This window comes from Mycobacterium sp. 94-17, from assembly GCF_035617725.1.
In the GTDB taxonomy this organism is placed as follows: domain Bacteria; phylum Actinomycetota; class Actinomycetes; order Mycobacteriales; family Mycobacteriaceae; genus Mycobacterium.
Genome location: NZ_JAPIYN010000014.1, coordinates 122,741 through 147,477, shown reverse-complemented (window position 1 = coordinate 147,477; position 24,737 = coordinate 122,741). Strand labels below are relative to the sequence as shown.

25 protein-coding genes and 1 pseudogene are annotated in these 24,737 nt (G+C 67.5%); 9 read left to right on the top strand and 17 right to left on the bottom strand.

Annotated elements, in window-relative coordinates:
* Both OQ789_RS17310 and OQ789_RS17305 read right to left on the bottom strand, forming a co-directional pair.
* Positions 1 to 143: pseudogene (locus tag OQ789_RS17310) on the bottom strand (cutinase family protein); the annotation flags it as partial.
* 27 nt (positions 144 to 170) lie between these two features.
* On the bottom strand, positions 171 to 341 hold the full coding sequence (locus tag OQ789_RS17305) for a hypothetical protein (protein WP_324687253.1): 171 nt from the start codon (positions 339 to 341) through the stop codon (positions 171 to 173).
* A 332-nt stretch (positions 342 to 673) separates the two neighbouring features.
* On the opposite strand from OQ789_RS17305, the gene OQ789_RS17300 reads away from it, so the two are divergent.
* A complete protein-coding gene (locus tag OQ789_RS17300; RefSeq protein ID WP_324687252.1) occupies positions 674 to 2,161 on the top strand; it encodes an NAD(P)/FAD-dependent oxidoreductase in 1,488 nt (495 codons plus the stop codon).
* A 6-nt stretch (positions 2,162 to 2,167) separates the two neighbouring features.
* On the opposite strand, the gene OQ789_RS17295 is transcribed toward OQ789_RS17300, so the two are convergent.
* The 3 genes from OQ789_RS17295 to OQ789_RS17285 form a co-directional block, all read right to left on the bottom strand.
* Positions 2,168 to 2,578: a hypothetical protein gene (locus tag OQ789_RS17295; protein WP_324687265.1), complete on the bottom strand. Its 411-nt coding sequence runs from the start codon at positions 2,576 to 2,578 to the stop codon at positions 2,168 to 2,170.
* A gap of 224 nt (positions 2,579 to 2,802) precedes the next feature.
* The gene (locus tag OQ789_RS17290) at positions 2,803 to 4,110 is read right to left on the bottom strand and encodes a cytochrome P450 (protein ID WP_324687251.1); all 1,308 of its coding nucleotides are present in this window, start codon (positions 4,108 to 4,110) and stop codon (positions 2,803 to 2,805) included.
* A gap of 48 nt (positions 4,111 to 4,158) precedes the next feature.
* Positions 4,159 to 4,506 (bottom strand): MmpS family transport accessory protein, encoded by a 348-nt coding sequence (locus tag OQ789_RS17285; protein WP_324687250.1) that lies wholly within the window; start codon positions 4,504 to 4,506, stop codon positions 4,159 to 4,161.
* Between the two features lie 97 nt (positions 4,507 to 4,603).
* On the opposite strand from OQ789_RS17285, the gene OQ789_RS17280 reads away from it, so the two are divergent.
* Both OQ789_RS17280 and OQ789_RS17275 read left to right on the top strand, forming a co-directional pair.
* Complete coding sequence (locus OQ789_RS17280; RefSeq protein ID WP_324687249.1) at positions 4,604 to 5,689, top strand: dihydrodipicolinate reductase; 1,086 nt, start codon at positions 4,604 to 4,606, stop codon at positions 5,687 to 5,689.
* A 110-nt stretch (positions 5,690 to 5,799) separates the two neighbouring features.
* Positions 5,800 to 7,338, top strand: coding sequence for an Hsp70 family protein (locus OQ789_RS17275; protein ID WP_324687248.1), 1,539 nt, complete (start codon positions 5,800 to 5,802; stop codon positions 7,336 to 7,338).
* A 27-nt stretch (positions 7,339 to 7,365) separates the two neighbouring features.
* Here OQ789_RS17275 and OQ789_RS17270 read toward each other — a convergent pair whose 3' ends face one another.
* The 5 genes from OQ789_RS17270 to OQ789_RS17250 form a co-directional block, all read right to left on the bottom strand.
* Positions 7,366 to 7,728 (bottom strand): hypothetical protein, encoded by a 363-nt coding sequence (locus OQ789_RS17270; protein WP_324687264.1) that lies wholly within the window; start codon positions 7,726 to 7,728, stop codon positions 7,366 to 7,368.
* Complete coding sequence (locus OQ789_RS17265; RefSeq protein WP_324687267.1) at positions 7,725 to 7,850, bottom strand: hypothetical protein; 126 nt, start codon at positions 7,848 to 7,850, stop codon at positions 7,725 to 7,727. Before OQ789_RS17265 ends, OQ789_RS17270 begins: the two co-directional genes overlap by 4 nt.
* 80 nt (positions 7,851 to 7,930) lie before the next feature.
* Entirely contained in the window at positions 7,931 to 9,025 is a 1,095-nt protein-coding gene (locus tag OQ789_RS17260) for an SAM-dependent methyltransferase (RefSeq protein WP_324687247.1), read from the bottom strand.
* A 63-nt stretch (positions 9,026 to 9,088) separates the two neighbouring features.
* Positions 9,089 to 9,712, bottom strand: a complete 624-nt coding sequence (locus OQ789_RS17255) for an MBL fold metallo-hydrolase (RefSeq protein WP_324687246.1) — start codon at positions 9,710 to 9,712, stop codon at positions 9,089 to 9,091.
* On the bottom strand, positions 9,713 to 10,798 hold the full coding sequence (locus OQ789_RS17250) for an S-(hydroxymethyl)mycothiol dehydrogenase (RefSeq protein WP_324687245.1): 1,086 nt from the start codon (positions 10,796 to 10,798) through the stop codon (positions 9,713 to 9,715).
* A 103-nt stretch (positions 10,799 to 10,901) separates the two neighbouring features.
* Here OQ789_RS17250 and OQ789_RS17245 point away from each other — a divergent pair, with 103 nt between their 5' ends.
* The 3 genes from OQ789_RS17245 to OQ789_RS17235 all read left to right on the top strand — a co-directional run bounded on the left by OQ789_RS17245 (position 10,902) and on the right by OQ789_RS17235 (position 13,451).
* Positions 10,902 to 11,969: a class I SAM-dependent methyltransferase gene (locus OQ789_RS17245; protein ID WP_324687244.1), complete on the top strand. Its 1,068-nt coding sequence runs from the start codon at positions 10,902 to 10,904 to the stop codon at positions 11,967 to 11,969.
* Entirely contained in the window at positions 11,969 to 12,787 is an 819-nt protein-coding gene (locus OQ789_RS17240) for a serine hydrolase domain-containing protein (RefSeq protein WP_324687243.1), read from the top strand. Before OQ789_RS17245 ends, OQ789_RS17240 begins: the two co-directional genes overlap by 1 nt.
* Positions 12,788 to 12,938: 151 nt before the next feature.
* Positions 12,939 to 13,451 carry a DUF3145 domain-containing protein gene (locus OQ789_RS17235; protein WP_324687242.1) on the top strand — a complete coding sequence of 171 codons (513 nt, stop codon included), beginning with the start codon at positions 12,939 to 12,941 and terminating at the stop codon, positions 13,449 to 13,451.
* Positions 13,452 to 13,527: 76 nt separating this feature from the next.
* Here OQ789_RS17235 and OQ789_RS17230 read toward each other — a convergent pair whose 3' ends face one another.
* Positions 13,528 to 14,454 (bottom strand): diacylglycerol kinase, encoded by a 927-nt coding sequence (locus OQ789_RS17230; RefSeq protein WP_324687241.1) that lies wholly within the window; start codon positions 14,452 to 14,454, stop codon positions 13,528 to 13,530.
* A complete protein-coding gene (locus OQ789_RS17225) occupies positions 14,451 to 16,031 on the bottom strand; it encodes an FAD-binding oxidoreductase (protein ID WP_420716139.1) in 1,581 nt (526 codons plus the stop codon). The genes OQ789_RS17230 and OQ789_RS17225 overlap by 4 nt, the downstream gene beginning before the upstream one ends.
* Positions 16,032 to 16,078: 47 nt before the next feature.
* On the opposite strand from OQ789_RS17225, the gene OQ789_RS17220 reads away from it, so the two are divergent.
* Both OQ789_RS17220 and OQ789_RS17215 read left to right on the top strand, forming a co-directional pair.
* Entirely contained in the window at positions 16,079 to 16,648 is a 570-nt protein-coding gene (locus OQ789_RS17220) for a TetR/AcrR family transcriptional regulator (protein ID WP_324687238.1), read from the top strand.
* Positions 16,645 to 18,204, top strand: a complete 1,560-nt coding sequence (locus OQ789_RS17215; protein WP_324687237.1) for a glycerol-3-phosphate dehydrogenase/oxidase — start codon at positions 16,645 to 16,647, stop codon at positions 18,202 to 18,204. Before OQ789_RS17220 ends, OQ789_RS17215 begins: the two co-directional genes overlap by 4 nt.
* Positions 18,205 to 18,213: 9 nt before the next feature.
* Here the strand turns inward: OQ789_RS17215 and OQ789_RS17210 are convergent, their stop codons facing one another.
* The gene (locus OQ789_RS17210; protein WP_324687236.1) at positions 18,214 to 18,489 is read right to left on the bottom strand and encodes a hypothetical protein; all 276 of its coding nucleotides are present in this window, start codon (positions 18,487 to 18,489) and stop codon (positions 18,214 to 18,216) included.
* 178 nt (positions 18,490 to 18,667) lie between these two features.
* Here OQ789_RS17210 and OQ789_RS17205 point away from each other — a divergent pair, with 178 nt between their 5' ends.
* On the top strand, positions 18,668 to 20,221 hold the full coding sequence (locus OQ789_RS17205; protein ID WP_324687263.1) for an FAD-dependent monooxygenase: 1,554 nt from the start codon (positions 18,668 to 18,670) through the stop codon (positions 20,219 to 20,221).
* A gap of 61 nt (positions 20,222 to 20,282) precedes the next feature.
* Here the strand turns inward: OQ789_RS17205 and OQ789_RS17200 are convergent, their stop codons facing one another.
* The 4 genes from OQ789_RS17200 to acpM all read right to left on the bottom strand — a co-directional run bounded on the left by OQ789_RS17200 (position 20,283) and on the right by acpM (position 24,679).
* Entirely contained in the window at positions 20,283 to 21,704 is a 1,422-nt protein-coding gene (locus tag OQ789_RS17200) for an acyl-CoA carboxylase subunit beta (RefSeq protein WP_324687235.1), read from the bottom strand.
* Between the two features lie 33 nt (positions 21,705 to 21,737).
* On the bottom strand, positions 21,738 to 22,991 hold the full coding sequence (kasB, locus tag OQ789_RS17195) for a 3-oxoacyl-ACP synthase KasB (protein ID WP_324687234.1): 1,254 nt from the start codon (positions 22,989 to 22,991) through the stop codon (positions 21,738 to 21,740).
* Between the two features lie 81 nt (positions 22,992 to 23,072).
* Positions 23,073 to 24,338, bottom strand: coding sequence for a 3-oxoacyl-ACP synthase KasA (kasA, locus tag OQ789_RS17190; RefSeq protein WP_324687233.1), 1,266 nt, complete (start codon positions 24,336 to 24,338; stop codon positions 23,073 to 23,075).
* Positions 24,335 to 24,679, bottom strand: coding sequence for a meromycolate extension acyl carrier protein AcpM (gene acpM / locus OQ789_RS17185; protein WP_324687232.1), 345 nt, complete (start codon positions 24,677 to 24,679; stop codon positions 24,335 to 24,337). Before acpM ends, kasA begins: the two co-directional genes overlap by 4 nt.
* Between the last annotated feature and the right edge of the window lie 58 nt (positions 24,680 to 24,737).

The window sequence follows — 24,737 nt, the reverse complement described above, 5'->3', positions numbered from 1 at the left end:
ACTTGCACGTCCGGACACTGGGCCGACGCGGTGGGGATCACGGACGTGGACAGGGCCGACACGGCCACACCCGACGCCGCGAGTACTGCTGAACCAACCGAAAAAACCATGTGACGTGCGATCATGCCGTCAAAAGTGCCCATGCGAGTCCCTCCCAAACTGTCAAGTTGTTACCAATCAGTGATCTTTTCCTGTATCCCCAGGGCGCGCGAATAGCGGCGGGTAACGGCCACGTCGCCGCTGCCCCAGCCGCGCAGCAAATCTTCAAAGTCGTCGTTTGGTGTTGTCCATTCAGGGTAGCCGGGAAGCGGCATGGGCCAGATCTGGCGTTCGCTGTTCACAAGGCGGCGACATGGCAACGCGGGTAACGGGTTTCGACGAGGTGAACTCCGATCTTATTTCCCGTCAATGTCACTGGCGCATGCGGGGTAGGAGCCGAGGGCGCCGACCGCGAGTGAGGGTCGCGGAACCCTTGACGGCGCGGCCTTTTCCGTGGTTGGTGGCCGCACGGGCGGTTCTGATAGACCCGTCGATGAGTTACCGCGCGGGTGTCAGGAGGGTCACATACTCGCAAAGCTCGGATGCGTTCGGCGTGGCGCCCTATTAGAGTTACGTATCTTAGTGAAAACTTATCATTCGTTAGGTACGGAAACAGGTAGCACGGAGCAAGGCTGTGGAGACGGACCGTTTCGACGCGATCATCGTAGGTGCAGGTTTCGGTGGCATCGGCGCCGCCGTTCAGCTCAAGCGCCTCGGATTCGACAACTTCATCATTCTCGACCGCGAGGACGACCTGGGTGGCACCTGGCATGTCAACCACTACCCGGGCGTCGCGGTCGACATCCCCTCGACCACGTACTCGTACTGGTTCGAGCCCAATCCTGACTGGTCACGGCTGTTCGCGCCGGGCGCCGAGGTCAAGCAGTATGCCCACGACGTGGCCACCAAGTACGACGTGCGCCGCCACATGCGGTTCAACACGACCGTCGAGGGCGCCGAGTGGGATGAGGATGCCGCGATGTGGCGGGTGGCGCTGGCCGGCGCTGAAAGCCTGACCTGCCGCTTCCTGATCACCGCGACCGGATTCTTATCCCAGCCCCGCATGCCCGACATCCCGGGCATCGCGAGCTTCCAAGGCAAGGTGGTCCACACCACCGCGTGGGACCACGACTACAGCTGCCAGGGTCGCCGCATCGCGGTCATCGGCACCGGGGCGTCCGCGGTGCAGGTCATCCCTGAGCTCGCCAAAGAGGCCGCCGACCTGACCGTGTACCAGCGCACCGCGGCGCACATTCTGCCCAAGCCCGATTTTCCGTTCTCTCCAAGCGTGCAACGCCTGTTTGCCCGGCTGCCCGCAGCGCAACGTGCGCTGCGCTGGGTTACCGACATCGTTATGGAAGTCATCTTGGTCGTCGGTGCGCTGCGCTTTCGGGAAACCCGGGGGCGGGGGAACATCGGCTTCGCCGACCTGGCCAAGATCAACCGGTTCAGGACGCTCCGGGACAAGGAGCTGCGCGCCAAGTTGACACCGGACTACGACTGCGGCTGCAAGCGGCCCACCATGTCCAACGACTTTTATCGCGCTTTCACCGAGCGGCATGTGCACTTGGAGACGAACACGATCGAGCGCATCGAGGCTGACGGCATCGTCACCGCCGACGGGCGTAAAACCGTGATCGACACCTTGGTGCTGGCGACGGGTTTTGACCTGTGGGAGGCCAACTTCCCGGCCATCGAGGTAATTGGCCGCAAAGGGCGCAACCTAGGGAAGTGGTGGCGGGAGACCAGATTTCAGGCCTACCAGGGCGTGTCGGTGCCCTACTTCCCCAACTACTTGGGCCTGGCAAGTCCCTTTGCCTTCGCCGGGTTCTCGTTCTTCCACACCATCGAATACCAGATGCGGCACATCGATCGGCTTCTGGGTGAGGTCAAGCGCCGCGGCGCGACGACCTTCGAGGTGACCGAGGAGGCGAACAGCCGTTTCCTCGAGCGGATGCACGAACGGTTGGAAAGCTCGGTGTTCAACAACGGCGACTGTGCGACCTCGCGGTCCTACTATTTCAATCCCAGCGGTGAGGCGACCTTGCTGCGGCCGACGTCGACGCTCAATGCGGTGCGCGAAAACCGGAACTTCCCGCTCAGCGACTACGTCATCGCCTAGGCGCACTCAACGGCGCGCGGAACCTGTCAGCGGCTGTCCGTTGGCGGACTGCAGTAGGCAGATGACGGTGCTCGGTGTGGGGTTGGCGCCGGTGCGGTCCTGGTTCGAGTCGATCAGGTAGGTGATCGAATACCGGCTGCCCGCAACGGATTGGCCGGTGTACGGGGCGAAGCCGGCCGCGCAGTCGCGATTGGCGACCGCGGCGACGGCTGCGTCCACGCCCATCGGCGCGCGCAGATACACCTCGGCCAAATGGGCTGTCGCGCAATCGACTACGTTCACGTTGACGCGGCTGCCGTCGGCCGGCGGCAGATCGGTCACGCATTCTCCGGCCCGCAGATCGATCCACTTCTCGGTGTGCGACCCCGGCTGTGTTGGTGCGGCGGTGGCGATCGCGCAGGAACCCGACAGCGCCATGACGGTCATGCCGCACACTGCCCGCAGGCGTGAAAACCTCATCTCCGCCTCCATCCCTCAGCGGTGAATTCTAGGGGCGTTGGTCGGCGCCGGGTCTGGTTTTTCGCCGGACGTCGACAAAATCCGCGCACACAGCGTGCGGCCTGCGTAAGCCCGGGAGTGATAGCGCATGCGCTATCGGATTCGAGATGGCGATATACCTTCGGACAGAGCGCAATTCGCGGCTAGCGCGGCGGGGTCCAGGCCACCGGCAGTGTCTTGATGCCGTGAATGAACTGCGAGAGCAGCCGAGCGGGCTCGTCTGTCGCGACGATGTCGGGTATCTCGCGGCGCAATTCGTCGAAGACGACCCTGATCTCACGACGAGCCAGGTTGGCGCCCAGGCAGAAGTGGGCGCCGCCACCGCCGAAGCCGAAGTGCGGATTGGGGGTGCGCGCCACGTCGAAAGCCCAGGGCTCGTCGAACGTCGACTCGTCGCGGTTCGCCGAGTTGTACCACAGCGTGACCTTGTCGCCGGCCTTCATCTTGGTGCCGCTGAGCTTGAAGTCCCGGGTCAGCGTGCGCCGCATGTAGACCACCGGCGAGGCCCACCGCACGACCTCCTCGACGGCAGTGGGGGTCAGGAGGTCGAAGTTCGACCACCACTTCTCCCGCTCGGCCGGGTAGCGGGACAGCGCCAGCACGCCGTGGCTGATCGCGTTGCGCGTCGTCTCGTTGCCGGCCACCACCAGCAGGATGAAGAACGACGCGATCTCCGTCGACGACAGCCGTTCCCCGTCCATCTCGGCCTCCACCAGGCTGGTCGTCAGGTCGTCGTGGTGATTTGCCCGCCGGTCCTCGGCCAGCGCGGAAGCGTAGGCGCCGATGTCCATCGACACCTTGAGGAACTCGTCGAAGTCCGTGGCCAGATCCGGGTCGCCGAACCCCAAAATCACGTTGGTCCAATGAAATATGCGCTGATGATCCTCCTCGGGGATGCCCATCATGTCGCAGATGACCTGCAGCGGCAGCGGGCCGGCGAGCTCACTGACCAGCTCGGCCTCGCCGTCGGGATGATCGGCGATCAGCCCCGCGACCAGCCGGCGGGCCCGCTCGCGGACCGAGGCCTCGATGCGCGCCACCACCTTCGGGGTGAACGCGCGGCTGACGATCGAGCGCAGCCGCTGGTGCCGCGGGTCGTCCAGCACGATCATCGAGCCGAAGTACTCGCTGATCTCCGGGGTGTTGTCGTTGATCGTGATGTTGGGGCTGGAGCTGAAGATGTCGGGGTGGCGGCTCGCGAAATACACGTCGTCGTGTTTGGTCAGTGCCCAATGCCCGGCGCCGGGCTCGAACCCCTCGTACTCGATCGGGGACCAGAACGAGATCGGAGCCTCGCGGCGCAAGGTGGCGAAAGCGCCGTCGCGGACGTCGTCGTCGCACTCCCAGAAGTCCAGCGAATCGAGATGGATGTCGGCGAGCGAAATGTCGGGCGGTGGAGCCCCGTTCGCCCGCGGCGCCAGGCCTTTTGCGGGACCCGTCGTGAGGCTCACCGAGACCTCCTTCGTCGTGGCACTTCGTCGTGAAAGGGCGGCGCGGGGTCAGTGCGTGCAGACGGTTCTGGCGGGCGCGCCCGTGGATGCCGTCGCGGCGCTCACCACGTTGCCGTCGACCAGGATCTTGCACGAAATGGGCGCGGGCCCTTGCGCGCTGACGGTGAACACCTCGCCGCCATAGCCGGTGAACTCCGTCGACCACGGCAGCGGCGCGTTCACCTGATGCAGCTGTCCGTTGTCGGTCTGGTAGTAAATGTTTTCGGCGACCGCGGGCCCGTTGATCTCGTAGCGGACCTTGGGCATCTGGGGAAGGGCGTGGGCCACGCCGCATGCGTTCGCGAACCCGAAACCGACGGCCAGCAGCATCGACGACCCGGCGAGGTGCATTCTCATGGATTGCATCGTGTCACCTAGCGGGACGGGGTGCCAGAGGTCACAGCGCGCCGCTTACTGTGAAGCGACGGGGGCCGGCGAAACGGAAGGTCGAAGGATGTCGATGAACGGCTCAAAGCGCGTGGTGGTGTACGGAACCGGGTTCGTCGGCAAGATGGTGATCCCGGAGATCGTCAAGCATCCGTTGTTCGAGTTGGTCGGCGTCGGCGTCAGCAACCCCGACAAGGTCGGCCGCGATGTCGGCCAGATCTGCGGGCTGCCCGAGCCGGTCGGGATCACCGCCACCGACGACATCGACGCCCTGATCGCGCTGAAGCCCGACGCGCTGGTGCACTACGGCCCGACGGCGATGCACGCCAAGCAGAACATCTCGCTGATCACCAGGTTCCTGCGCGCCGGGATCGACGTGTGTTCGACCGCGATGACACCGTGGGTCTGGCCGACCATGAGCCTCAACCCGCCGAATTGGATCCAGCCGATCACCGAGGCCTGCGAGTTGGGGGAGTCGTCCTGCTTCACCACCGGCATCGACCCCGGATTCGCCAACGACCTGTTCCCGATGACGTTGATGGGGCTGTGCTCCGAGGTGCGCCGGGTTCGGGCGTCGGAGCTGCTGGACTACACCAACTACGAGGGTGACTACGAACTCGAGATGGGCATCGGCCGCGAGCCGGAGTTCGCGCCGATGCTGCAAGACCGTGACATGCTGATCTTCGCGTGGGGCGCCACGATCCCGATGATCGCGCACGCCGCCGGCATCATGCTCGACGAGATCACCACCACCTGGGACAAGTGGGTGACCCCGACGGAGCGCAACTCAGCCCGGGGCGTGATCAAGCCGGGGCACGTGGCCGCGGTCCGGTTCACCATCAACGGCGTGTATCAGGGGGAGACCCGCATCCAGCTCGAACACGTCAACCGCATCGGTCTCGACGCCGCCCCGGACTGGCCGACGGGCCACGACAACGACGTCTACCGAGTGGACATCGAGGGCACCCCGAGCATCTTCCAGGAGACCGCGTTCCGGTTCACCGACGGCTCCGGCCGGGACGCGGCCGCAGCCGGATGCCTGGCGACCGGCCTGCGGGCGTTGAATGCCGTGCCGGCGGTCAACGACCTGCGGCCCGGTTGGGTGACTCCGCTCGACCTGCCGCTGATCGCCGGGGCAGGGTGCATTCGCTGACCGGCGCACAGCGGGCGCATAGCCGCCGTTGACACGCAATACAGGTTGCGGCGGCACAATGGCGGCCAGAGCCGGATGCGAGTTGGCGCTGCGAATGCGGGGGACGGGATATGGCCAATGGAGTGGGGACCGCGCTGGGGTTGTCGATCGGTGCCACCAACCTCGCGGCCGTCACCGCCGACAACGCCGTCACCCGCAAGCCCGTCCTGACGCGCTACCCGGATCGTCCCGCCGAGATCGGCGTGCCCGCGGAGAACCCGAGGCTGCGTGGGCCCGGAGTGGTGGTCACGGGCTTCGTCAACCGGATCGGGGACCCGCGCGGCGTGGTGGCGGTCGACGGCTCGGTGCACCGCAGTGAGGTGCTGCTCGCCGACGCGTTGCGGGCGCTCGCCTACACCGCCACCGGCGGCCGTGCGGTGCCTGACGACGTCGCGGTGACCTACCCGGCCCACTGGGAGTCACCCGCGGTGGACGCCCTCGGCGCCGCCCTCGGCGAGATCCCCGAATGGTCGCAACGCCGGCGCCCCATCCTGCTGATCCCCGACGCCGCGGCGACGCTGCTCGCCGTGCGCACCGACCCCGGCATACCGCAGCGCGGAAGCGTGGCGGTCTGCGATTTCGGTGGCAGCGGCACCAGCATCACGTTGATGGGGGCCGGCGGCGACTACCGGGCACTGGCCCCGACCGTCCGGCACCGCGACTTCTCCGGCGACCTGGTCGATCAGGCGCTGCTGGGTGTCGCCGTCGCCAACATGCCGACCACCGGTGCGTTCCCGTCCGGCACTGCGGCGATCGGCTCGCTGAGCCGGCTGCGCAGCGCATGCCGGATCGCCAAGGAACAGCTGTCCTCGAGCACTCTGGCCACACTGACCGACGGGCTGACCGGGACGCGCGGCCAAGTCCGGCTCACCCGACACGAACTTGACGACGCGATCCGCCCTGCGCTGGACGGCGTGCTCGCAGCTCTGGAAGAAGCGCTGGCGCGCAACGGAATCCGGGATCTCATCGCGGTGGTCGCGACGGGCGGCATGGCGCACCTGCCGACCGTCACCACCGCGCTGGCACGGCACTTTCGGGTTACGGTGGCCACGACGCCGCGCCCGCAACTCGCGGCCGCGGTCGGCGCCGCGTTGCGGGTGGCGCACGGCCATCCCGGCGAGACGCTGTCGGCGCCCGCCGCACCGGCTTTGGTGCCGGGCCGGCCGGACCCGGAAGCCACCGTCGGGACGGTCGAGACCCGAAAACGGAAGAGGCTGCTTTCGCGCCGGAAGCCGCCGCGGATGGCGGCGGTCGCCGTCGCGGTCGCTGCCGTGCTCTGGCTGGGGGTCGGCCTGGGACTCGGCTTGACCGGAGTGAACTCGCCGAACACGCCGGCTCCCGGTGCGCCGGCTGTCGCGCCACCGCCGCCCGTCAGCGCCTCGGCCGGGCCGGCGGCGCCGGACGTTCCGGTGCCGTCGACCTCTGATCCCACGCCACCCGCCGAAACCGAGACACCGACGACGACCACACCCCGGGCGACCCCGCAGGCTCTGCCGCCCATCCCGGGTATCAACGAGCCGATTCCCGGGCTCGGCCGGGTCAACCAGATCATTCAAGAGATCGAGGGCAACCTGGGCATCGGCGCGACGGGCTCGCTACTCGGCCGCTGAGCCATCGATCGGGAATTCCGGTGTGGCTCAGCCTTTTTCGCCCTTATTCTCTTCCTTCGCGGCCTCTCTGAGCTGATCGTTGAGGGCCTTGTCTTTCTCGATCTGGTCCTGCAGCGCCTGCTCGTCGCGCGTGTCGTCATCCACGTCCTGGCCCTTGTCCTGGCTCTTGTCCTGGGCCTTCTCGCGGCCCTCCGCGTCCGCGCCCGATTCGCCACCCTCGGGCTCCTCGTGCTTGGGATTGCCGTCCTCGTCCAGCCAGTCGTTGACCGCGGTGCCGGACACGCTTCCGCCAGTACCGGGCAGCACGATCGTGGGCTTGTCCTTGTAGGCCTCCATCATCTTGGCGGCCACTTTTTTGTCGTCCTCGTCCGGCTCGGGCTTCTCGGTCAGGTGTTGCTCGCCGTCTTGCTCATCTCGATCTTCTTGCTGAGTTCGCCCCTCTTGCTGGGCTCGATCTTCTTGCTCATCTCGATCTTGCTCAGCTCGATCTTCTTGATCAGCCTGTTTGTCATCCTGCACACTCATGCATCTACCCCTTTGCCGTCGCAGGTGACGAAGGGTTACCCGCTGCGAGGTTGTGCCGAAACTCTCATCAGTTCGATGCGTCACGCTTGACCAGCACCACCAACGCCTGGGGAATCCGCATCGGCTCGGGCGCTCTCGACAGCTGCTCGGCGAGCCCGCCTTCCAGCCGCTCGACGAATTCCGCCGCCCGCTCGTCGCGGATCCCGCCGTCGAGTGCGGCCAGCAGTGCGGGGAACATCGCGGACCGGGCGAAGGCCGCCCACTGCGCGCCGAAGGTCTCGGCGTCGTTGTCCACCTGGTAGCGGGCCCAGAACCGGTCCTCGGCGTTGAACGTCTCGAGGTGCTCGATCATCAGGCCCTCGAATCGGCCCTTCGGTGCGAACGGGGCGCGGAAATCCTTCTCGGCGCGAGCGGCAGTGGGAATCACCATGCGCCGCAACTCATCTGAGTGCAGCAGGCCGTCGCGCAGCTGATCGCCCAACGCCTCGACAAGGGCATCGAGCAGCGGGGCGAAGCCCGCCGTGTCGTCGTCGTCGGCGGCCAGCGTCAACACCACCAGCCGGCCCTCGGGAGCCAACTCACGGCCGCGGAAGGCGACGAAGTTGTGCCAGTCCAGTGCGGCCTGATCGGCATACGCCGACTGCACGGCGTCGTCCGCGCTGCGCGACACATGCACGTGATCGGGCACCTCGCACGGAGTTCGGCTCAGCCACTGGCTCGCCCACGACGACCAGCCCAGGTTGACCGTCTGGGACGGCACGATCTGGCCATAGAACGAACGGCCGACCGCAGAGGTGAACGTCGCGGTGTCGGCGTGCAGGTAGCTTTCCGGGTCGTGCCCCACCGTCTCGAACAGAGCCGTGAAGTCGTTGTGCGGTACATCGGTGTGCGCCACCAGGATTGCGTGATCGTGGCGGGTGCGGCGGCGCAACACCGCGATGGCCGCCGACAACGGCCTGAGCGAATTGTGGCCGTTGGCTGCGCCGTAGTCGGCGACGACGATCGGCTGCGGAGCCTTGGGCAGCGTCACCTGTTCGGCGGCGCGCTCGAACGCCGCAATCGCGTGGGCCAGACCGGCGGCCCGCAGCCGCGACGCCTCGCTGTAGACGGGCTCGGGCCGCACCACAACGCTCGATTCGGGCATCTGGGGTTCGGGCCGCATGGGGTCAACGATAGTGGTCACGCGGGTGATCGGGGCGGCCTGAGCGGATCAGTGGGCCGCGGATCAGTGGCCGCGGGCCTCCCACTCCTCGTAGTGCACGATCTCCTCGCCGATGGTGGTGCTGTCGCCATGGCCGGTGTGTACGACGGTCTCGCCGGGTAGCTTGCCGAGCCGCCCGGAAATCGACCGCAGGATGGTGGGGAAGTCCGAATACGAACGGCCGGTTGCGCCGGGGCCGCCGGCGAACAGGGTGTCGCCGCTGAATACGACGCCTATGTCCTGGACGTACCAGCACACCGATCCCGGGGAGTGGCCCGGAGTGTGCAGCGCGGTGATCTCGGTGCCGTCGATCTGCAACGTGTCGCCATCGGAAACGGAGCGAAAGTCGCTGTCCGGGTGCGTCATTCGCCACAGCACTTCGTCGCCGGGGTGCAGCAACACCGGGGCGTCGAGCGTCTTGCCAAGCTCGGGTGCCACCGTGACGTGGTCGTTGTGGCCGTGTGTGCACACCACGGCCACCACGTGGCGACCGCCCACCGCCTCGACGATCGGTGCGGCATCGTGCGCAGCGTCGAACACCACGACGTTCGAGTTGTCGCCGATGAGCCAGATGTTGTTGTCGACTTCCCAACTGCCGCCGTCGAGTTCGAAAGTGCCGTGGGTAATGACCTGGTCGATGGACACCATTTAGAGCACCACCACTGAGCGCAGTACCGTGCCGTCATGCATTTTGCCGAACGCCTCCTCGATGCGGTCTAGCCCGATTCGCTCGGAGGCAAACTTCTCCAGCGGCAGCCGGCCTTGCAGGTACAGGTCGATCAGGGTGGGGAAGTCGCGTTCGGGCAGGCAGTCGCCGTACCAGGAGGACTTCAGCGCCCCGCCGTGGGAGAAGAAGTCGACCAGTGGCATGTCCAGTTGCATGTCGGGGGTCGGAACGCCGACCAGCACAACGGTTCCGGCGAGGTCGCGGGCGTAGAAGGCCTGCTTCCAGGTTTCGGGGCGCCCGACGGCGTCGATGACCACGTTGGCGCCGAAGCCCTCGGTGAGGTCTTGAATCGCGGTCACCACATCGGCGTCGCGGGCGTTGACGGTGTGGGTGGCGCCGAAGCCGCGGGCCCAGTCCAGTTTGGTGTCGTCGGTGTCCACCGCGATGATGCGTCGGGCCCCGACCAGGGCCGCACCGGCGATCGCGGCGTCGCCCACCCCGCCGCAGCCGATGACCGCGACGGTGTCGTCGCGGGTGATCGCGCCGGTGTTCAACGCCGCGCCCAGCCCGGCCATCACCCCGCAGCCCAGCAGGCCCGCCACGGCGGGGTCGGCCTCGGGGTTGACCTTGGTGCATTGGCCCGCGGCGACCAGGGTCTTGTCGGCGAACGCCCCGATGCCCAGGGCGGGGGTGAGTTCGGTGCCGTCGGTCAGCGTCATTTTCTGGGTGGCGTTGAAGGTGTCGAAGCACAAATGCGGGCGGCCGCGCTTGCAGGCCCGGCACTGCCCGCACACCGCGCGCCAGTTCAGCACGACGAAGTCGCCGGGCGCGACGGCGGTGACGTCGGGCCCGACGGCCTCGACGCGGCCGGCGGCCTCGTGGCCGAGCAGGAAGGGATACTCGTCGTTGATGCCGCCCTCGCGATAGGTCAGGTCGGTGTGGCACACGCCGCAGGCGATGACGTCGACCAACGCCTCGCCGGGCCCGGGATCCGGGACGACGATGTCCACCACCTCAACGGGCTCACCCTTCTTACGTGAAATCACACCGCGCACTGTCTGACTCATGCGCTCCAAACTAGCGGTCGCCGTCATACATCTCGCGGCGGGTTGTCCACCCATCCGCCGTTGGCACCGTGTGGCCCGGTCACCGGGTGTAGCGTCCCTGGGCGTGACGGCCTGGGAAACCACCGAAGAATTCACCGAGCGCATCACCACCGCCATCGACGGCGCCAGCCTGACGCTGTTGCTCAGCATCGGTCATCAGACCGGGCTGCTGGACACCATGGCCGGGCTGGCACCCGCCACCAGCGAGCAGATCGCCGAGGCGGCCGGGCTCAACGAACGCTACGTCCGGGAGTGGCTGGCCGGCATGACCACCGGACGCGTCGTGGAGTACGACCCCGGCGCCGCCAGTTACTCGCTGCCCGGGGAGCGCGCCAAGGTGCTGACGCGCGCCGCCGGACCGAACAACCTGGCGTTGGTCGCGCTGCTCTTTCCGCTACTCGCCGAGGTCGAACAGAAGATCATCGGGTGTTTTCGCGCCGGAGGCGGGCTGCCGTACAGCGAGTTCCCCCGCTTTCACGCGCTGATGGCCGAGCAGAGCGGCGTGGTCTACGACACCGCTCTGGTCGACGTGGTGCTGCCGCTGGTGGACGGCCTGGTTGACCGGCTGCGGTCCGGGGCCGACGTGGCGGACTTCGGCTGCGGTAGCGGACACGCCATCAACGTGATGGCACAAGCGTTTCCGGCCAGCCGCTTCACCGGCATCGACTTCTCCGAGCAGGCCATCGGGGCCGGGATCCGGGAAGCCGCCGAGCGAGGGCTGACCAACGCGGCCTTCGAAAGCCTTAATCTCGCCGGGCCGGAGATGGCCTCGAAAGAACAGTCCTACGACGTCATCACCGTCTTCGACGCCATCCACGATCAGGCACAGCCGGCGCGGGTGCTGGAAAACATCTACCGGGCGCTGCGGCCCGGCGGTGTGCTGCTGATGGCCGACATCAGGGCGTCGAGCCGGCTCGAGGAGAACGTCGGCGTTCCGATGAGCACCTACCTGTATGCGACGTCGCTGATGCACTGTATGACGGTGTCGCTGGCGCTGAACGGCGCCGGGCTGGGCACCGCCTGGGGGACGCAACTGGCCGTCTCGATGCTGGGCGACGCCGGGTTCGGCGACGTGCGTGTGGCCGAGGTCGAGTCGGACCCGATCAACAACTACTACATCGCCAGGAAGTGATGGCGCCCCTTGACGCCCTGGCGGACTGGGCCGTCGGGGCCGCCGCCGGCGCGGTGGTGGGGCCCGGCGGCGTGCTGTCCGGTTACGGCGACACCGGGAGGGTGTTCGAGCTCGCGTCGGTGACCAAGCCGCTGGCGGCCCGGGCCGTGCAGGTCGCGATCGAGGAAGGGGCCATCGCGCTCGACGCGCCGGCCGGCCCGCCCGGGGCGACCGTCCGCCACCTGCTCGCCCACACCTCGGGCCTGTCGATGCACTCCGACCGGGTGCTGGCCGCGCCCGGAACCCGCCGCATCTACTCCAACCAGGGCTTCACGGTGCTGGGCCAGACGGTGGAGCGAGAAACCGGCATCGAATTCGCGCGCTATCTGACCGAGGCGGTGTGCGAACCGCTGGGCATGACGGCGACCCGGCTGGAGGGCGGCGCGGTGGCCGCCGGTTTCGGGGCGAGGTCCACGGTCGCGGACCTGGCCTCGTTCGCCGGGGACTTGCTGCGGCCGGCGACGGTCTCGGAGGACCTGCACACCGAGGCCACCAGGGTGCAATTTCCCGGCCTGGACGGCGTGCTGCCGGGCTACGGGGTGCAGCGGCCCAACGACTGGGGGCTGGGTTTCGAAATCCGAGACGCTAAATCGCCGCATTGGACGGGCGCGCGGAATTCCGCGCGAACGTACGGGCATTTCGGCCAGGCGGGCGGCTTCATCTGGGCGGATCCCGAAAAAGAGCTCGCCCTGGTGGTCCTCACGGACCGGGAGTTCGGCGAGTGGGCGTTGCGGCCGTGGCCCGCGATTTCCGACGCCGTGATAGCCGAATATGGCTAGTGGGAAATGCACACTAGCGCAACAGGGGTATCACAAGGCACAATAGACACGCACGACACACAAAAAATCGAAGATTCGAGCACGCTGCCCTGTTTGTCGGGTCCGCAGGTCGTTGGGGAAGACGTCCCTCGTGGAACCGAAGGAGCAGGAAATGCGAGCGTCGAATCAATTCGCCGACGTGACGACCGGCGTGGTGTACGTGCACGCGTCGCCCGCGGCGGTATGCCCGCATGTCGAGTGGGCGTTGTCGTCGTCCCTGGGCGCCAAGGCGAATCTGACCTGGACGCCCCAGCCGGCGATGCCCGGGCAGCTGCGCGCGGTCACCAACTGGGTGGGGCCGGTGGGCACCGGCGCAAAACTGGCCAACGCGTTGCGGTCCTGGTCCGTGCTGCGGTTCGAGGTCACCGAGGACCCCAGCCCCGGCGTCGACGGCCAGCGGTTCAGCCACACCCCGCAGCTCGGCCTGTGGAGCGGGGCGATGAGCGCCAACGGCGACGTCATGGTCGGGGAGATGCGGCTGCGGTCGATGATGGCCCAGGGCGCCGACACCCTGGCCGCCGAGTTGGATTCGGTGCTGGGCACCGCCTGGGACGAGGCGCTCGAGGCCTACCGCGAGGGCGGCGACGTCGGCGAGGTCACCTGGCTGAGCCGCGGAGTCGGTTAGCTCCCGCGGCGGCCCGCCGCTCTGGAAGCAATAAGCGGGTCTGAAAAGCGCTAGCGCATCCGCCAGCGTGTTGGATTTACCGCGGCGCCGGCCGCAGGATCTGCAGCGCGCCCGGCACCACGGAGATCTCGGCCGGCAGCGCGCAGGCGAAGTCGCCGTCGGCGTAGACGTTGATGCCGGGGCACTCGACGTGGATGGATTTGGCCCGGGCCGTGCTCACCTCAGCGAGGTTGACGTGGGTGCCCTTCGTCACGGTGGGGAACAGGCGGACCAGCTTGGTGCGGGATGCCTCGTGCACCATGGTGATGTCGAGCAGACCGTCGGCGTGATCGGCGTCAGGACAGATCTGCAGCCCGCCGCCGTAGCTGCGGGTGTTGCCGAAGGCGGCGAGCGTGATCTTGGCGTCGATCTCCTCGGTGCCGTCGAGCACCATGCGGAACGGCAAGAGCCGCAGCTGCGACAGCTCGGCGAGCATCGCGACGTAATAACGCAATCGGCCGTGCGGCCAGCTCATCCGGTTCGCGCGATCGGTGACCAGCGAATCGAAGCCGGTGGCCGCGACGGTGCCGAACCACTTGTCGGTTCCGTCGCTCGCCCGAATCCGGCCCAGGTCAATGGATTCCGTGCAGCCGTCGACGACGATGTCCGCAGCCGCCTCGGCGTCCTTGGTGGGAATGCCGAATTCGCGGGCGTGGTCGTTGCCGGTGCCGGCCGGGATCACTCCCAACGGGATGTCGGTTCCGGCTATCACCTGCAGGGCGTTGGAGACCACGCCGTCGCCGCCGGTCACCATGACCGCGTCGGTGCCGTTTTCCAGGGCCGCGGCTACCAGATGCCGTGCGTCTTGGGCGTCGTCGCCGATGATCTCGACGACCTCCACGCCGCGGCGGTGCAGCCGGGCGATCGCGAGCTGGGCGGCGCGCACCGCGGCGCCGTGGCCCGACACCGGGTTGGTCAGCGCGATCACCTTGCCGATTTCTCGGCGGCGCAACTGCGCCGTCACGGAATCAGCTTGCCGGGATTGAGGATTCCGGCCGGATCCAATGTCGCCTTGACCGCGCGTAACACCTGCACTCCCAGCTCGCCGATCTCCTCGCGCATCCACGGCCGGTGATCGGCGCCGACCGCGTGGTGGTGGGTGATGGTCCCGCCGGTGGCCATGATGGCATCCGACGCCGCCTTTTTCGCGGCTTTCCACTGCTCGATCGGGTTGCCGCGTTGCCCGGCGACGACGGTGAAATACAGCGAGGCGCCGGTGGGATAGACGTGGGAGATGTGACACATCACCAGAGCGGGCGTGCCGGTGGCGGCGAGCGCCTCGGTAAGTGCTTGTGTGACAGCGGCTTTCAGGGCGACGACGTTCGACCAGTCGGTGGCGGTCTCCAGCGTCTCGCACAGCGCGCCCGCTGCGAGCAGCGAATCGCGCAGGTACGGCGCGCCGAATCGGCCACGCTCCCAGGCCTGAGCGGGGCCCTCGCCCAGCGAGCTCCCGCCCTGAGCCGCCAGCAGCGCGCTGGTTTCGGCGTGCCGGCTCTCGACGTGTGCCTCGGTGCCTTCGAACACGGTGATGGCCAGGCATCCACCGGTGATCTGGGACTCGCCGATCGCCTCGGTGGTGGCCAGGTTCACTCCGGTCTCGGCCTCGTCGGAGAGCCGAATGACGGTGGGGCCGGTGGCATTTTGGGTGACCGTGCGCAGGGCGGCGGCCCCGGTGTCGAAATCGGGGAACGACCACGCCTCGTAACGCACCGCTTGCGGCGTGCGGTGCAGGCGCAGCCGCACCCGGGTGATGACGCCCAGCGCCCCCTCCGAGCCGATCAACAGCTGGCGCAGGTCGGGGCCCGCGGCGGATTCAGGTGCGCGACCCAGGTCCATGGTGCCCACCGGGGTGACCACGCGCAGCCCCCGCACCATGTCGTTGAACCGGCCGTAGCCCGCCGAGTCCTGACCCGAGGAGCGGGTCGCGGCGAAGCCGCCGACGGTGGCGTACTCAAAGCTCTGCGGGAAATGGCCCAGCGAAAAGCCTTGTGCGCCAAGGAGACGCTCCGCGCCCGGGCCGGTGACCCCGGCCCCGAGAACGGCCTGGCCGGACACCTCGTCCAGCGAGATCAGTTGGTCGAACCGGCGCAGGTCGAGCGAGATGACGGCGGGGAACTCCCCGCGGTCGGGGTTGAGCCCGCCGACCACGCTGGTGCCCCCGCCGAAGGGCACGACGGCGATGCGATGTTGTGAGCAGTAGCGCAGGATCGCCGCAACGGCTTCGTCATCGCCGGGCAGCAGCACGGCGTCGGGCGCATCCTGTGGGCCGCGCTGCGTGCGGTCGAGCAGGTCGATGGTGGATTTGCCGCCCGCGTGCAGCAAGCGATCGGCATCCGCGGTGCGGCAGTATTCGGCGCCAACGATGTCGGCCAGGGCCTGCTGATCCGACTGCGACAGCGCCGACGGGCGCAACTGCACCTGCTCGGATCCCAGTTCGGTCGCGTGTGACCCCTCGATGCCCACGGCCTGCTGGAGCAGTGACCGGATCCCTTCCGAGAGCGGCTTGGCCGCGACGGGATCTCCCCACGCGTTCCATTTCATCGGTGGCAACAGCGCCTGCGGGTCGGTCATGCGTTACAGTATTACACATGTTGTCAATCCGTAATGCTGAACCGGATACCGGTGAACGCATCCTCGCTGCGGCGGCCAGCTGTGTGGTGGATTTCGGCGTGGAGCGGGTGACCCTGGCCGAGATAGCCCGGCGCGCGGGTGTCAGCAGGCCGACGGTGTACCGGCGGTGGCCGGACACCCAGTCGATTGTCGCGGCGCTGTTGACCCAGCATGTCACCGAGGTGATGCGTAGGGCTCCGCTGTTGGGAGATGATCGGGAATCGATTGTGCGACAGATTGTTTCGGTGACCGACCGGCTGCGGGCGGATCGACTGGTGATGTCGGTGCTGCACTCGGACCTGGCGTCGACGTACATCACCGAACGGCTGGGGACCAGCCAGCGCGTGCTCATCGACGCGCTCGCCGCCCGGCTGCGAGCCGCTCAGCGGCACGGCAGCGTCCGGCTCGGCGACCCGGTTCAGATGGCGACCATGGTGCTGCTGATCGCGCAGTCCACCATCCAGTCGGCGGGGATCGTCGAGCCGATGCTCGACTCCGACGCGCTGGCCAGGGAGCTCGCGTACTCGCTGAACGGATATCTGTCGTGACATCCGACCTGACCGCCCTGAACGCCGCGCGCCGCGCGGCCGACCTGACTGCGCTTGCCGACGGTGAGTCGTTGGACGTCGTGGTGATCGGCGGCGGCATCACCGGTGCCGGGATCGCGCTGGACGCCGCGGCTCGTGGGCTGCGGGTGGCGCTGGTGGAGAAACGCGATCTGGCGTTCGGCACCAGTAGGTGGAGCTCCAAGCTCGTGCACGGCGGGCTGCGCTACCTGGCGACCGGCAATGTGGGCATTGCCCGGCGCAGCGCCATCGAGCGCGGAATCTTGATGACGCGCAACGCCCCTCACCTGGTTCATGCGATGCCGCAACTGGTGCCGCTGCTGCCCTCGCTGAGTCCGGGCAAGCGGGCGCTGGTGCGCGCCGGCTTCCTGGCCGGTGACGCGCTGCGATTCCTCGCGGGCACACCGGCATCGACGTTGCCTCGCTCGCGCCGGGTTTCGGCGCAGCGCGTCGTGGAGATGGCACCCACCGTGCGGCGCGAGGGGCTGGACGGCGGCTTGTTGGCCTACGATGGGCAGTTGATCGACGACGCCCGACTGGTCACCGCGGTTGCGCGCACCGCGGCGCAACACGGCGCCCGGATCCTGACCCACGTCTCGGCGTCGCGGGCGACCGGCACCTCGGTGCGCCTGACGGACATGCGCGGCGGGGAATCATTCGACGTGTCGGCGGGCGCGGTGATCAATGCGGCCGGGGTATGGGCGGGCGAGATCGACGGCGCGTTGCGGCTGCGTCCCAGCCGAGGCACGCATCTGGTCTTCGATGCTCAGTCCTTCGGCAATCCGGTTGCGGCGCTGACCATTCCGATTCCCGGCGAGCTCAACCGCTTCGTCTTCGCCATGCCCGAACAGCTGGGGCGGGTCTATCTGGGTCTGACCGACGAAGCGGCTCCCGGTGCCATTCCCGATGTGCCCGAACCGTCGGTCGACGAGATCACGTTCCTGCTCGACACCGTGAACACCGCGTTGGGAACCGGCCTCACCGACGCCGACGTGATCGGCGCGTACGCCGGTCTGCGGCCGCTGATCGACACCGGCGAAGGCCGCACCGCCGACGTCTCCCGCGAGCATGCCGTCGTGGAATCGGCGGCCGGGTTGATCAGCGTGATCGGCGGCAAGCTGACCGAATACCGCTATATGGCACAGGATGTGCTGGATCGGGCTATCCGGGTGCGTCGGCTGCGCGCCGGGAAATGCCGGACCCGCAATCTGCCGCTGATCGGGGCGCCGGCCAATCCGGGGTCGGCCGCGCCGCCGGACACCGCGCTGCCGGTGTCGCTGGTGCAACGCTACGGGGCCGAGGCGCCCAAGGTCGTCGCCGCCGCGTCCTGCGACCGGCCGACCGAGCCGGTGGCGGAGGGGATCGATGTCAGCAGAGCGGAATTCGAGTACGCGATAACCCACGAGTGCGCGCTGGACGTCTCCGACGTCCTGGACCGGCGGACCCGGATCGGGTTGGTGGCGGGCGATCGCGAGCGGGTGGTCACACTGGCCGAGGACTTCCTGGCGCGCTATGGCTGGCCGGCTCCCGGCCTGTGAATATTTGACCTAGTCCGACTTGTCTTTGTCTTCGTCTTCCGAGTCCTCGTCGTCCTTCGAGTCGTCGTCGTCCTTCGAGTCTTCGTCCTCTTTGGATTCTTCCGTCTTCTCGGAGGCCTCTTCGAGCTTGGCCGCGAACTTCGTCAGCAAGCCGGCGAGATCGCGGGCCTCCTCAGCCGATAACGAATCGTCGAACACCCGCTCGTCGCTCTCCGAGATGCGCCCGACGTAAACCGCGTTGTTCTGGATGCCGACGTCCCACCGGCCCCCCTCTTCACGAACCATCCGATGCCGCCTTCTGTTGAGGACCGATTTGAACTGACGCCGCGCTGGTGGGTTGTTTACCCACTCGGGCCGGAGTGTCAACCTGGCCGTGCGCTACACCCGGCATAATCTGACAGTTACTATATTATGATAGTTTCTATCAGAATAAGTGTGGCTTGGATCCGAGGCGGTGATCGCGATGGTGACGCGTCGTCCGGTGCTCATCGTCGGGGCCGGTGTCGGCGGGCTGACCACGTCGGCGCTGCTGGCCCAGCACGGAGTGCGCTCGCTGCTGGTCGAGAAGCGACGGGAATTCTTCCTCTACCCGAAAGCCCGCAACTTGAGTTTGCGCAGCTCCGAGATCCTGCGCGGCCTCGGCCTCCAGGAGCAGGTGCGGGCGGTCGCCGAGCACGTCTCGGCCCTGGTGGTCAGGCCCACGCTCAACAGCGCCGTCGAAGAACCGGCGCTCGATATCGAGGCGATCTTCGCCGGGCTGGACAAGCTCAGCCCCGAGCCGGCGGCACAGTATTGCCCGCAGAGCCGGCTCGAGCCGATCCTGCGTGACGCCGCGCGGCGAGGCGGCAACGAGGTGCGCTACGGCACCCAGCTGTCCTCGTTCCAGCTGGACGACACCGGGGTGACCGCGGTGGTGTGCGACGTGGAGTCCGGGGCATCGGAGACCATCCGCGCCGACTATCTCGTGGGTGCCGACGGTGTGCACAGCCCGATACGTAAGACACTGGGCATCAGCACATCCGGGTACGGCGCGCTGCCCATCTATGTCGTCTTCGTCTACTTCCGGGCACCATGGCGACGGTTCATCCCGGAGCTGCACGACGGCGACGGCGTGCAGGTGAAAAACGACGACGTCGACGGCGTATTCCTGGTCGCCCAAGGTGATCTGGGCATGTTCATCACCACCTATCTTCCCGGCGCGGGCGAGACGGCCGAACAGTTCACACCGCGGCGCTGCCGGGAGCTGCTCACCAAGGCGATCGGCGAGCGGATCGACATCGACATCATCGAGGTCGCGGCCTGGCAGCCCTACGAGCAGGTGGCCGACCAGTTCGACTGCGGGCGTGCGTTTCTCGTCGGGGATTCGGCGCACACCATGCCGCCGTTCAAAGCCGGGGGAGCCAACACCGCCATGCAGAGCGCGCACAACCTGGCCTGGAAACTCGCCGCCGTGGTGCAGGGCAGCGCCGCGCCGGGGCTGTTGGCGACCTATCAGGCCGAGCGTCATCCGGTCGGTCGATTCGCCGCGCGCCAGTCGCTGACCGGGCCGTCGGTGTCGCTGCTGCGGGCGGGTGGCGATGCGCCGCGGCTGCCCGCCGACGAGGAGTGCTCGATGTTCGAGCTGCTCATCGGATACCGGTACCGCTCGGCCGCGGTCGTGACGCGCGATGTGGACGGTGGCGGTCTGGTGGACGAACTGCGCGCCCAACCCGGCACCCGGCTGCCGCACGTCTGGGTGCGCGAGGGCGTCTCGACGCTCGATCTGCTGGGACCTCAATTCACCGTGCTGTCCGGAGACGAACGATGGTGTGCCGCAGCGGCTTCGGTGTCGCTGACTGCGCACCGCCTCTACAGCGACGAGTGGGCCGCGGCTACCGGGCTTCCGCCGCAGGGAGCGCTGCTGATACGGCCGGACGATTTCGTCGGGTGGCGCATCGACGAACTCCCCGCCGACCCCGAAGCGCAGTTGCGGCAAGCGCTTTCGGCGATCCTGGGCCGCGAACATCCGCGAGCGTAAGTGGACTGCGATTTCCAGACTGGCTTTTCGCCGTGGGCTTACGCTCGCGGATGGATAGAAATTACAGCGGGATGTTCTTGTGCCGGCCGCGGCGCGCGGGCGCCTGGGCGAGTGCCTCGGTGATCTTGCTGCGGGTGTGCGACGGGTCGATCTTCTCGTCGACCACGCCGATCTCGATGGCGCTGTCCACGCCGCCCGCGATCCGCTCGTGCTCGGCGGCCAGCTGATCGTGCAGGGCTTCGCGCTCGTGGTCCGCCGCGGCGGCCAGCTTCTTCTTGTGCAGAATGCCGACTGCGGCCTTGGCGCCCATCACCGCGACCTCGGCGTCCGGCCACGCGTACACCTTGGTCGCGTTGAGCGACCGGGAGTTCATCGCAATGTAGGCACCGCCGTAGGTCTTTCGGGTGACCAGCGTGACACGCGGAACCGTGCACTCACCGAACGCATGCAGCAGTTTGGCGCCGCGGCGCACCACGCCGCCCCACTCCTGGTCGACACCGGGGAGATAGCCGGGCACGTCGACGATCACCACCAGCGGAATGCCGAAGGCGTCGCACAGCCGCACGAAACGCGCTGCCTTCTCGGCACTTTCGGAGTTCAGGCAACCGCCCAGCCGCAGCGGGTTGTTGGCCAGCACACCGACCGTGCGGCCGGACAGCCGCCCCAGGCCGATCACCATCGACGGCGCCCAGTTGGCCTGGAACTCGTCGAACGGGGTCTCGCTGTCGAGGACCGCGGTCACGATGGGACGCACGTCGTAGGCCCGCCGCGCCGACTCGGGCAACAGCGCGTGGATGTCGGTGTCACCGGCCTCGGCCTTGTCGCGGTCGAAATGGCCCTGCTGGCAGAACAATCCGACCAAGCGGCGACCCCGCTCGTAGGCGTCCTGCTCGTCGTCGGCGACGATGTGGCACACCCCGGACTTCTTGTGGTGGGTCTCCGGGCCGCCGAGCGAGCACATGTCGACGTCCTCGCCGGTGACGCTGCGCACCACGTCGGGCCCGGTGACGAACACCCGGCTGTCCGGGGCCATCACGATGACGTCCGTCAGGGCCGGCCCGTAGGCGGCGCCCCCGGCCGCGAAGCCGACGACCACCGAGATCTGCGGGACGTAGCCGGACGCGCGGATCATCGCCTCGAAAACCAGGCCCACCGCGTGGAGTGCCTTCACGCCCTCGGCCAGCCGGGCACCGCCGGAGTGCCAGATGCCCACGATCGGGCTCTGCTCCTCGATGGCGGTGTCGTATGCGTTGACGATGTGCGTGCAGCCCTCGATGCCCATGGCGCCGCCCATCACGGTGCCGTCGGTGCAGAACGCGATGGTGCGCACGCCGTTCACGGTGCCCGCGGCGGCAAGCACACCGGAACGGTCGCGCTCGTGCAGCAGCTCGACGGTGTCGTCGTCGAAGAATGTGCTCAGGCGCAGCAGCGGGTCGCGAGGGTCGAGCGACTCGTTAACCGTCTCGGGGGACGTGATTGTCATCGCAGGTCTCCTGATGCTCGGTGGTGCCCGGGTTTAGTAGCGCCCGAAGGCGATGGCCACGTTGTGTCCGCCGAACCCGAATGAGTTGTTGATCGCGTACTCGTAGTTGCCCGGGCGTGGTTTGCCGGCCACCACGTCGAGGTCGATTTCGGGGTCGAGGTTTTCCAGGTTGAGCGTGGGCGGGACCACCTGGTCGCGCAGCGCGAGCACGGTCAATATCGATTCCACGGCACCGACCGCACCCACCGAGTGGCCGAGAGCGGACTTGGGGGCGTAGACGGCCGGCCTGTGACCGCCCAGCGCGTTGTTGATTGCCTTGCCCTCGGCGAGGTCACCCACCGAGGTGCCGGTGGCGTGGGCGTTGACATGGTCGATGTCGTTGGGGGTGAGGCCCGCGAGTTGGATGGCCCGCGAAATCGCGTGCCCGGCGCGTTCGCCGTTGGGATCCGGCGCTACCATGTGGAACCCGTCCGAGGTGATGCTGGCCCCCATGATCCGGGCCAGGATGTTCGCGCCACGCGCCTTGGCGTGCTCCTCGGTCTCGATCACCATCAACGCAGCGCCCTCGCCGAACACGAACCCGTCGCGGTCCCGATCGAAGGGGCGGCACGCACCGGCGGGGTCGTCATTGTTGCTGGACAACACGATGCGCATGTTGGCGAACCCGGCGATCGGCACCGCCTCGATTCGTGTTTCCACGCCGCCGCAGATCGCCACGTCGGCCTCGCCGAGCACGATCTGCTGCCAGGCGCGGGCGATGCCCTCTGAACCGGACGCGCACGCCGATATCGGCGTCATCACCCCGGCCTTGGCGTGCCGTTCCAGCCCGACCGCCGCGGCGGCACCGTTGGGCATGTACTTCTGCACGGTTAGCGGAGACACCGCCCTGAACCCGCGAGTGCGCATTTCGTCATAGCTGAAGACCAGCTCTTCGGCCGAGCCCAGGCCGGTGCCGATGGACACCATCAATCGGCGGGTGTCGACGTCCGGCGAGCCGGCATTCTCCCATACCCGCCGGCCCAGGACGGTGGACATCCGCTGCAGGTATCCGGACCGGCGCAGCTCGATGCGAGTCAGCTGGCTGTCGAAATCCTCCAACAGATGGCCGCCGATGCGGACCGGCAGGTCGTATTCCTCGACAAACGGATCGTCGAGGGTGCGGATGCCACTCTGGCCGTCTTGCAACAACTTCCATGTGTTCTCGGCGTCGGTTGCCAGGGCGGTCGTCATGGCGATGCCAGTGACGACCACATTCGGGAGTGCTTTTCCGGTAACCAGCTCTGTCATGGGTCCTGCAAACTTTCCTTCCAGATTTGTCCGGCTCCTGTTCGGGCGTTCGCGGCCCGCGTCGTCGCCGGACGCCTTGACTCAGTAACGCCCGAAGGCGAGTGCCACGTTGTGGCCACCGAACCCGAATGAGTTGTTGACCGCATAACGGAAGTCGCCGTAGCGGGGCTCGCCCGCGACAACGTCCAAATCGATCTCGGGATCGGGGGTCTCGTAGTTGAGTGTCGGTGGTATCACGCCGTCCCGAAGGCTCAATACCGTGAGAACAGATTCCAGCGCCCCGACGGCACCGATCGAGTGCCCCAGAGCGGACTTCGGTGCGTACACCGCCGCCTCCTGACAACCGGCGACCCGGATGGCGTTGGCCTCGGCGGAGTCGCCGATGGGCGTCGCGGTGCCGTGTGCGTTGATGTGGTCGATGTCCTTGGGGGACAAGCCCGCCAGCTCTAGCGACCGGGTCATGGCGCGCCCGGCGCGCACGCCGTCCGCCGCCGGCGCCACCATGTGGAACGCGTCCGAGGTGATGCCGGCACCCAAGAGCCGGGCCAGTGGCTTGGCGCCCCGGGCCTTGGCGTGCTCTTCGGTCTCGATGATCATCAGCGCACCGGCTTCACCGAATACGAAGCCGTCGCGGTCTTTATCGAACGGCCGCGACGCGCGCTCGGGCTCGTCGTTGCGTGTCGACATGGCCCGCATCATGGAGAACGCCGCGATGGGCAGCGCCTCGATGGGACCCTCGACCCCGCCGCAGACGGCGAAATCGGCGTCGCCCATGACGATCTGACGCCACGCGTGCGCGATCGCCTCCGAACCCGACGAGCAGGCCGAGACCGGGGTGATGACCCCGGCACGGGCACCGAGCTGCAGGCCCACCACTGCCGCGGCACCGTTGGGCATGATCATCTGAACGGCGAGCGGCGAAACCTTGCGGGGGCCGCCCTCATTCATCAGGTCGTAGCTCTCCACGATCCGTTCGGCGCCACCGAGCCCGGTGCCGACCACGACCGTGAACCGGTCGGGGTCGACCTCCGGGCTGCCGGCGGTCTCCCACAGGTGGCCGCTGAGCAGCTTGGCCAACCGCTGCACGTAGGACATGCGGCGCAGGTCGAGCCTGCCCATGTGCTCGTCGATGGGCTCTTTGAGGTGTCCACCGATCTTGACGGGCAGGTCCCACTTGGTGACGAACTCGTCTTCGAGGACGTGGATGCCGCTCTCGCCGGCCAACAAACCCTTCCACGTGCTCTCGATGTCCGGCGCGACAGATGTCGTTGCCGCGACGGCAGTTACCACGACGTCCTTGAAAGGAGCGCCGCGGTAACCGCCATTAGCAGTGGAAGGCTTGCTCACTTGTCCGCTTCCAACCTGGACTTGACGTTGGCGACCGCGTCGGGGTTCTCGGTCTCCAGCTTGGCGCGCAACGCCTCGGCGGCTTCGGGGTTCTCTTCCTCGAGCTTCTGGATGTAGGAGACGACGTCACCGACGGTACGCAGACCGGCGAGGTCCTCGTCGGGGATCTTGACGCCGTACTTGTCCTCGGTCTGGACGGCGATCTCGACCATCGACAGCGAGTCGATGTCCAGGTCGTCGACGAACGACTTCTCAGGGGTGACCTCGGACGGCTCGATACCGGTTACCTCTTCGATGATCTCGGCGATACCGGCGATGATTTCTTCCTGGCTGACAGCCACAGCATGCTTCCCTTCGTAATGTGTTGTGTGTTAGTCGAATTGACTTTTTATGCGGTTG

Bases quoted from the DNA above. Each gene is read 5' to 3' on its own strand.
- OQ789_RS17295 (WP_324687265.1), bottom strand. From the start codon at position 2,578: ATGGCGCTGTCGGGTTCCTGCGCGATCGCCACCGCCGCACCAACACAG.
- OQ789_RS17285 (WP_324687250.1), bottom strand. From the start codon at position 4,506: ATGAGAATGCACCTCGCCGGGTCGTCGATGCTGCTGGCCGTCGGTTTC.
- OQ789_RS17280 (WP_324687249.1), top strand. From the start codon at position 4,604: ATGTCGATGAACGGCTCAAAGCGCGTGGTGGTGTACGGAACCGGGTTC.
- OQ789_RS17275 (WP_324687248.1), top strand. From the start codon at position 5,800: ATGGCCAATGGAGTGGGGACCGCGCTGGGGTTGTCGATCGGTGCCACC.
- OQ789_RS17265 (WP_324687267.1), bottom strand. From the start codon at position 7,850: ATGACAAACAGGCTGATCAAGAAGATCGAGCTGAGCAAGATCGAGATG.
- OQ789_RS17260 (WP_324687247.1), bottom strand. From the start codon at position 9,025: ATGCGGCCCGAACCCCAGATGCCCGAATCGAGCGTTGTGGTGCGGCCC.
- OQ789_RS17255 (WP_324687246.1), bottom strand. From the start codon at position 9,712: ATGGTGTCCATCGACCAGGTCATTACCCACGGCACTTTCGAACTCGAC.
- OQ789_RS17250 (WP_324687245.1), bottom strand. From the start codon at position 10,798: ATGAGTCAGACAGTGCGCGGTGTGATTTCACGTAAGAAGGGTGAGCCC.
- OQ789_RS17240 (WP_324687243.1), top strand. From the start codon at position 11,969: ATGGCGCCCCTTGACGCCCTGGCGGACTGGGCCGTCGGGGCCGCCGCC.
- OQ789_RS17235 (WP_324687242.1), top strand. From the start codon at position 12,939: ATGCGAGCGTCGAATCAATTCGCCGACGTGACGACCGGCGTGGTGTAC.
- OQ789_RS17225 (WP_420716139.1), bottom strand. From the start codon at position 16,031: ATGAAATGGAACGCGTGGGGAGATCCCGTCGCGGCCAAGCCGCTCTCG.
- OQ789_RS17220 (WP_324687238.1), top strand. From the start codon at position 16,079: ATGTTGTCAATCCGTAATGCTGAACCGGATACCGGTGAACGCATCCTC.
- OQ789_RS17210 (WP_324687236.1), bottom strand. From the start codon at position 18,489: ATGGTTCGTGAAGAGGGGGGCCGGTGGGACGTCGGCATCCAGAACAAC.
- OQ789_RS17205 (WP_324687263.1), top strand. From the start codon at position 18,668: ATGGTGACGCGTCGTCCGGTGCTCATCGTCGGGGCCGGTGTCGGCGGG.
- OQ789_RS17200 (WP_324687235.1), bottom strand. From the start codon at position 21,704: ATGACAATCACGTCCCCCGAGACGGTTAACGAGTCGCTCGACCCTCGC.
- kasB (WP_324687234.1), bottom strand. From the start codon at position 22,991: ATGACAGAGCTGGTTACCGGAAAAGCACTCCCGAATGTGGTCGTCACT.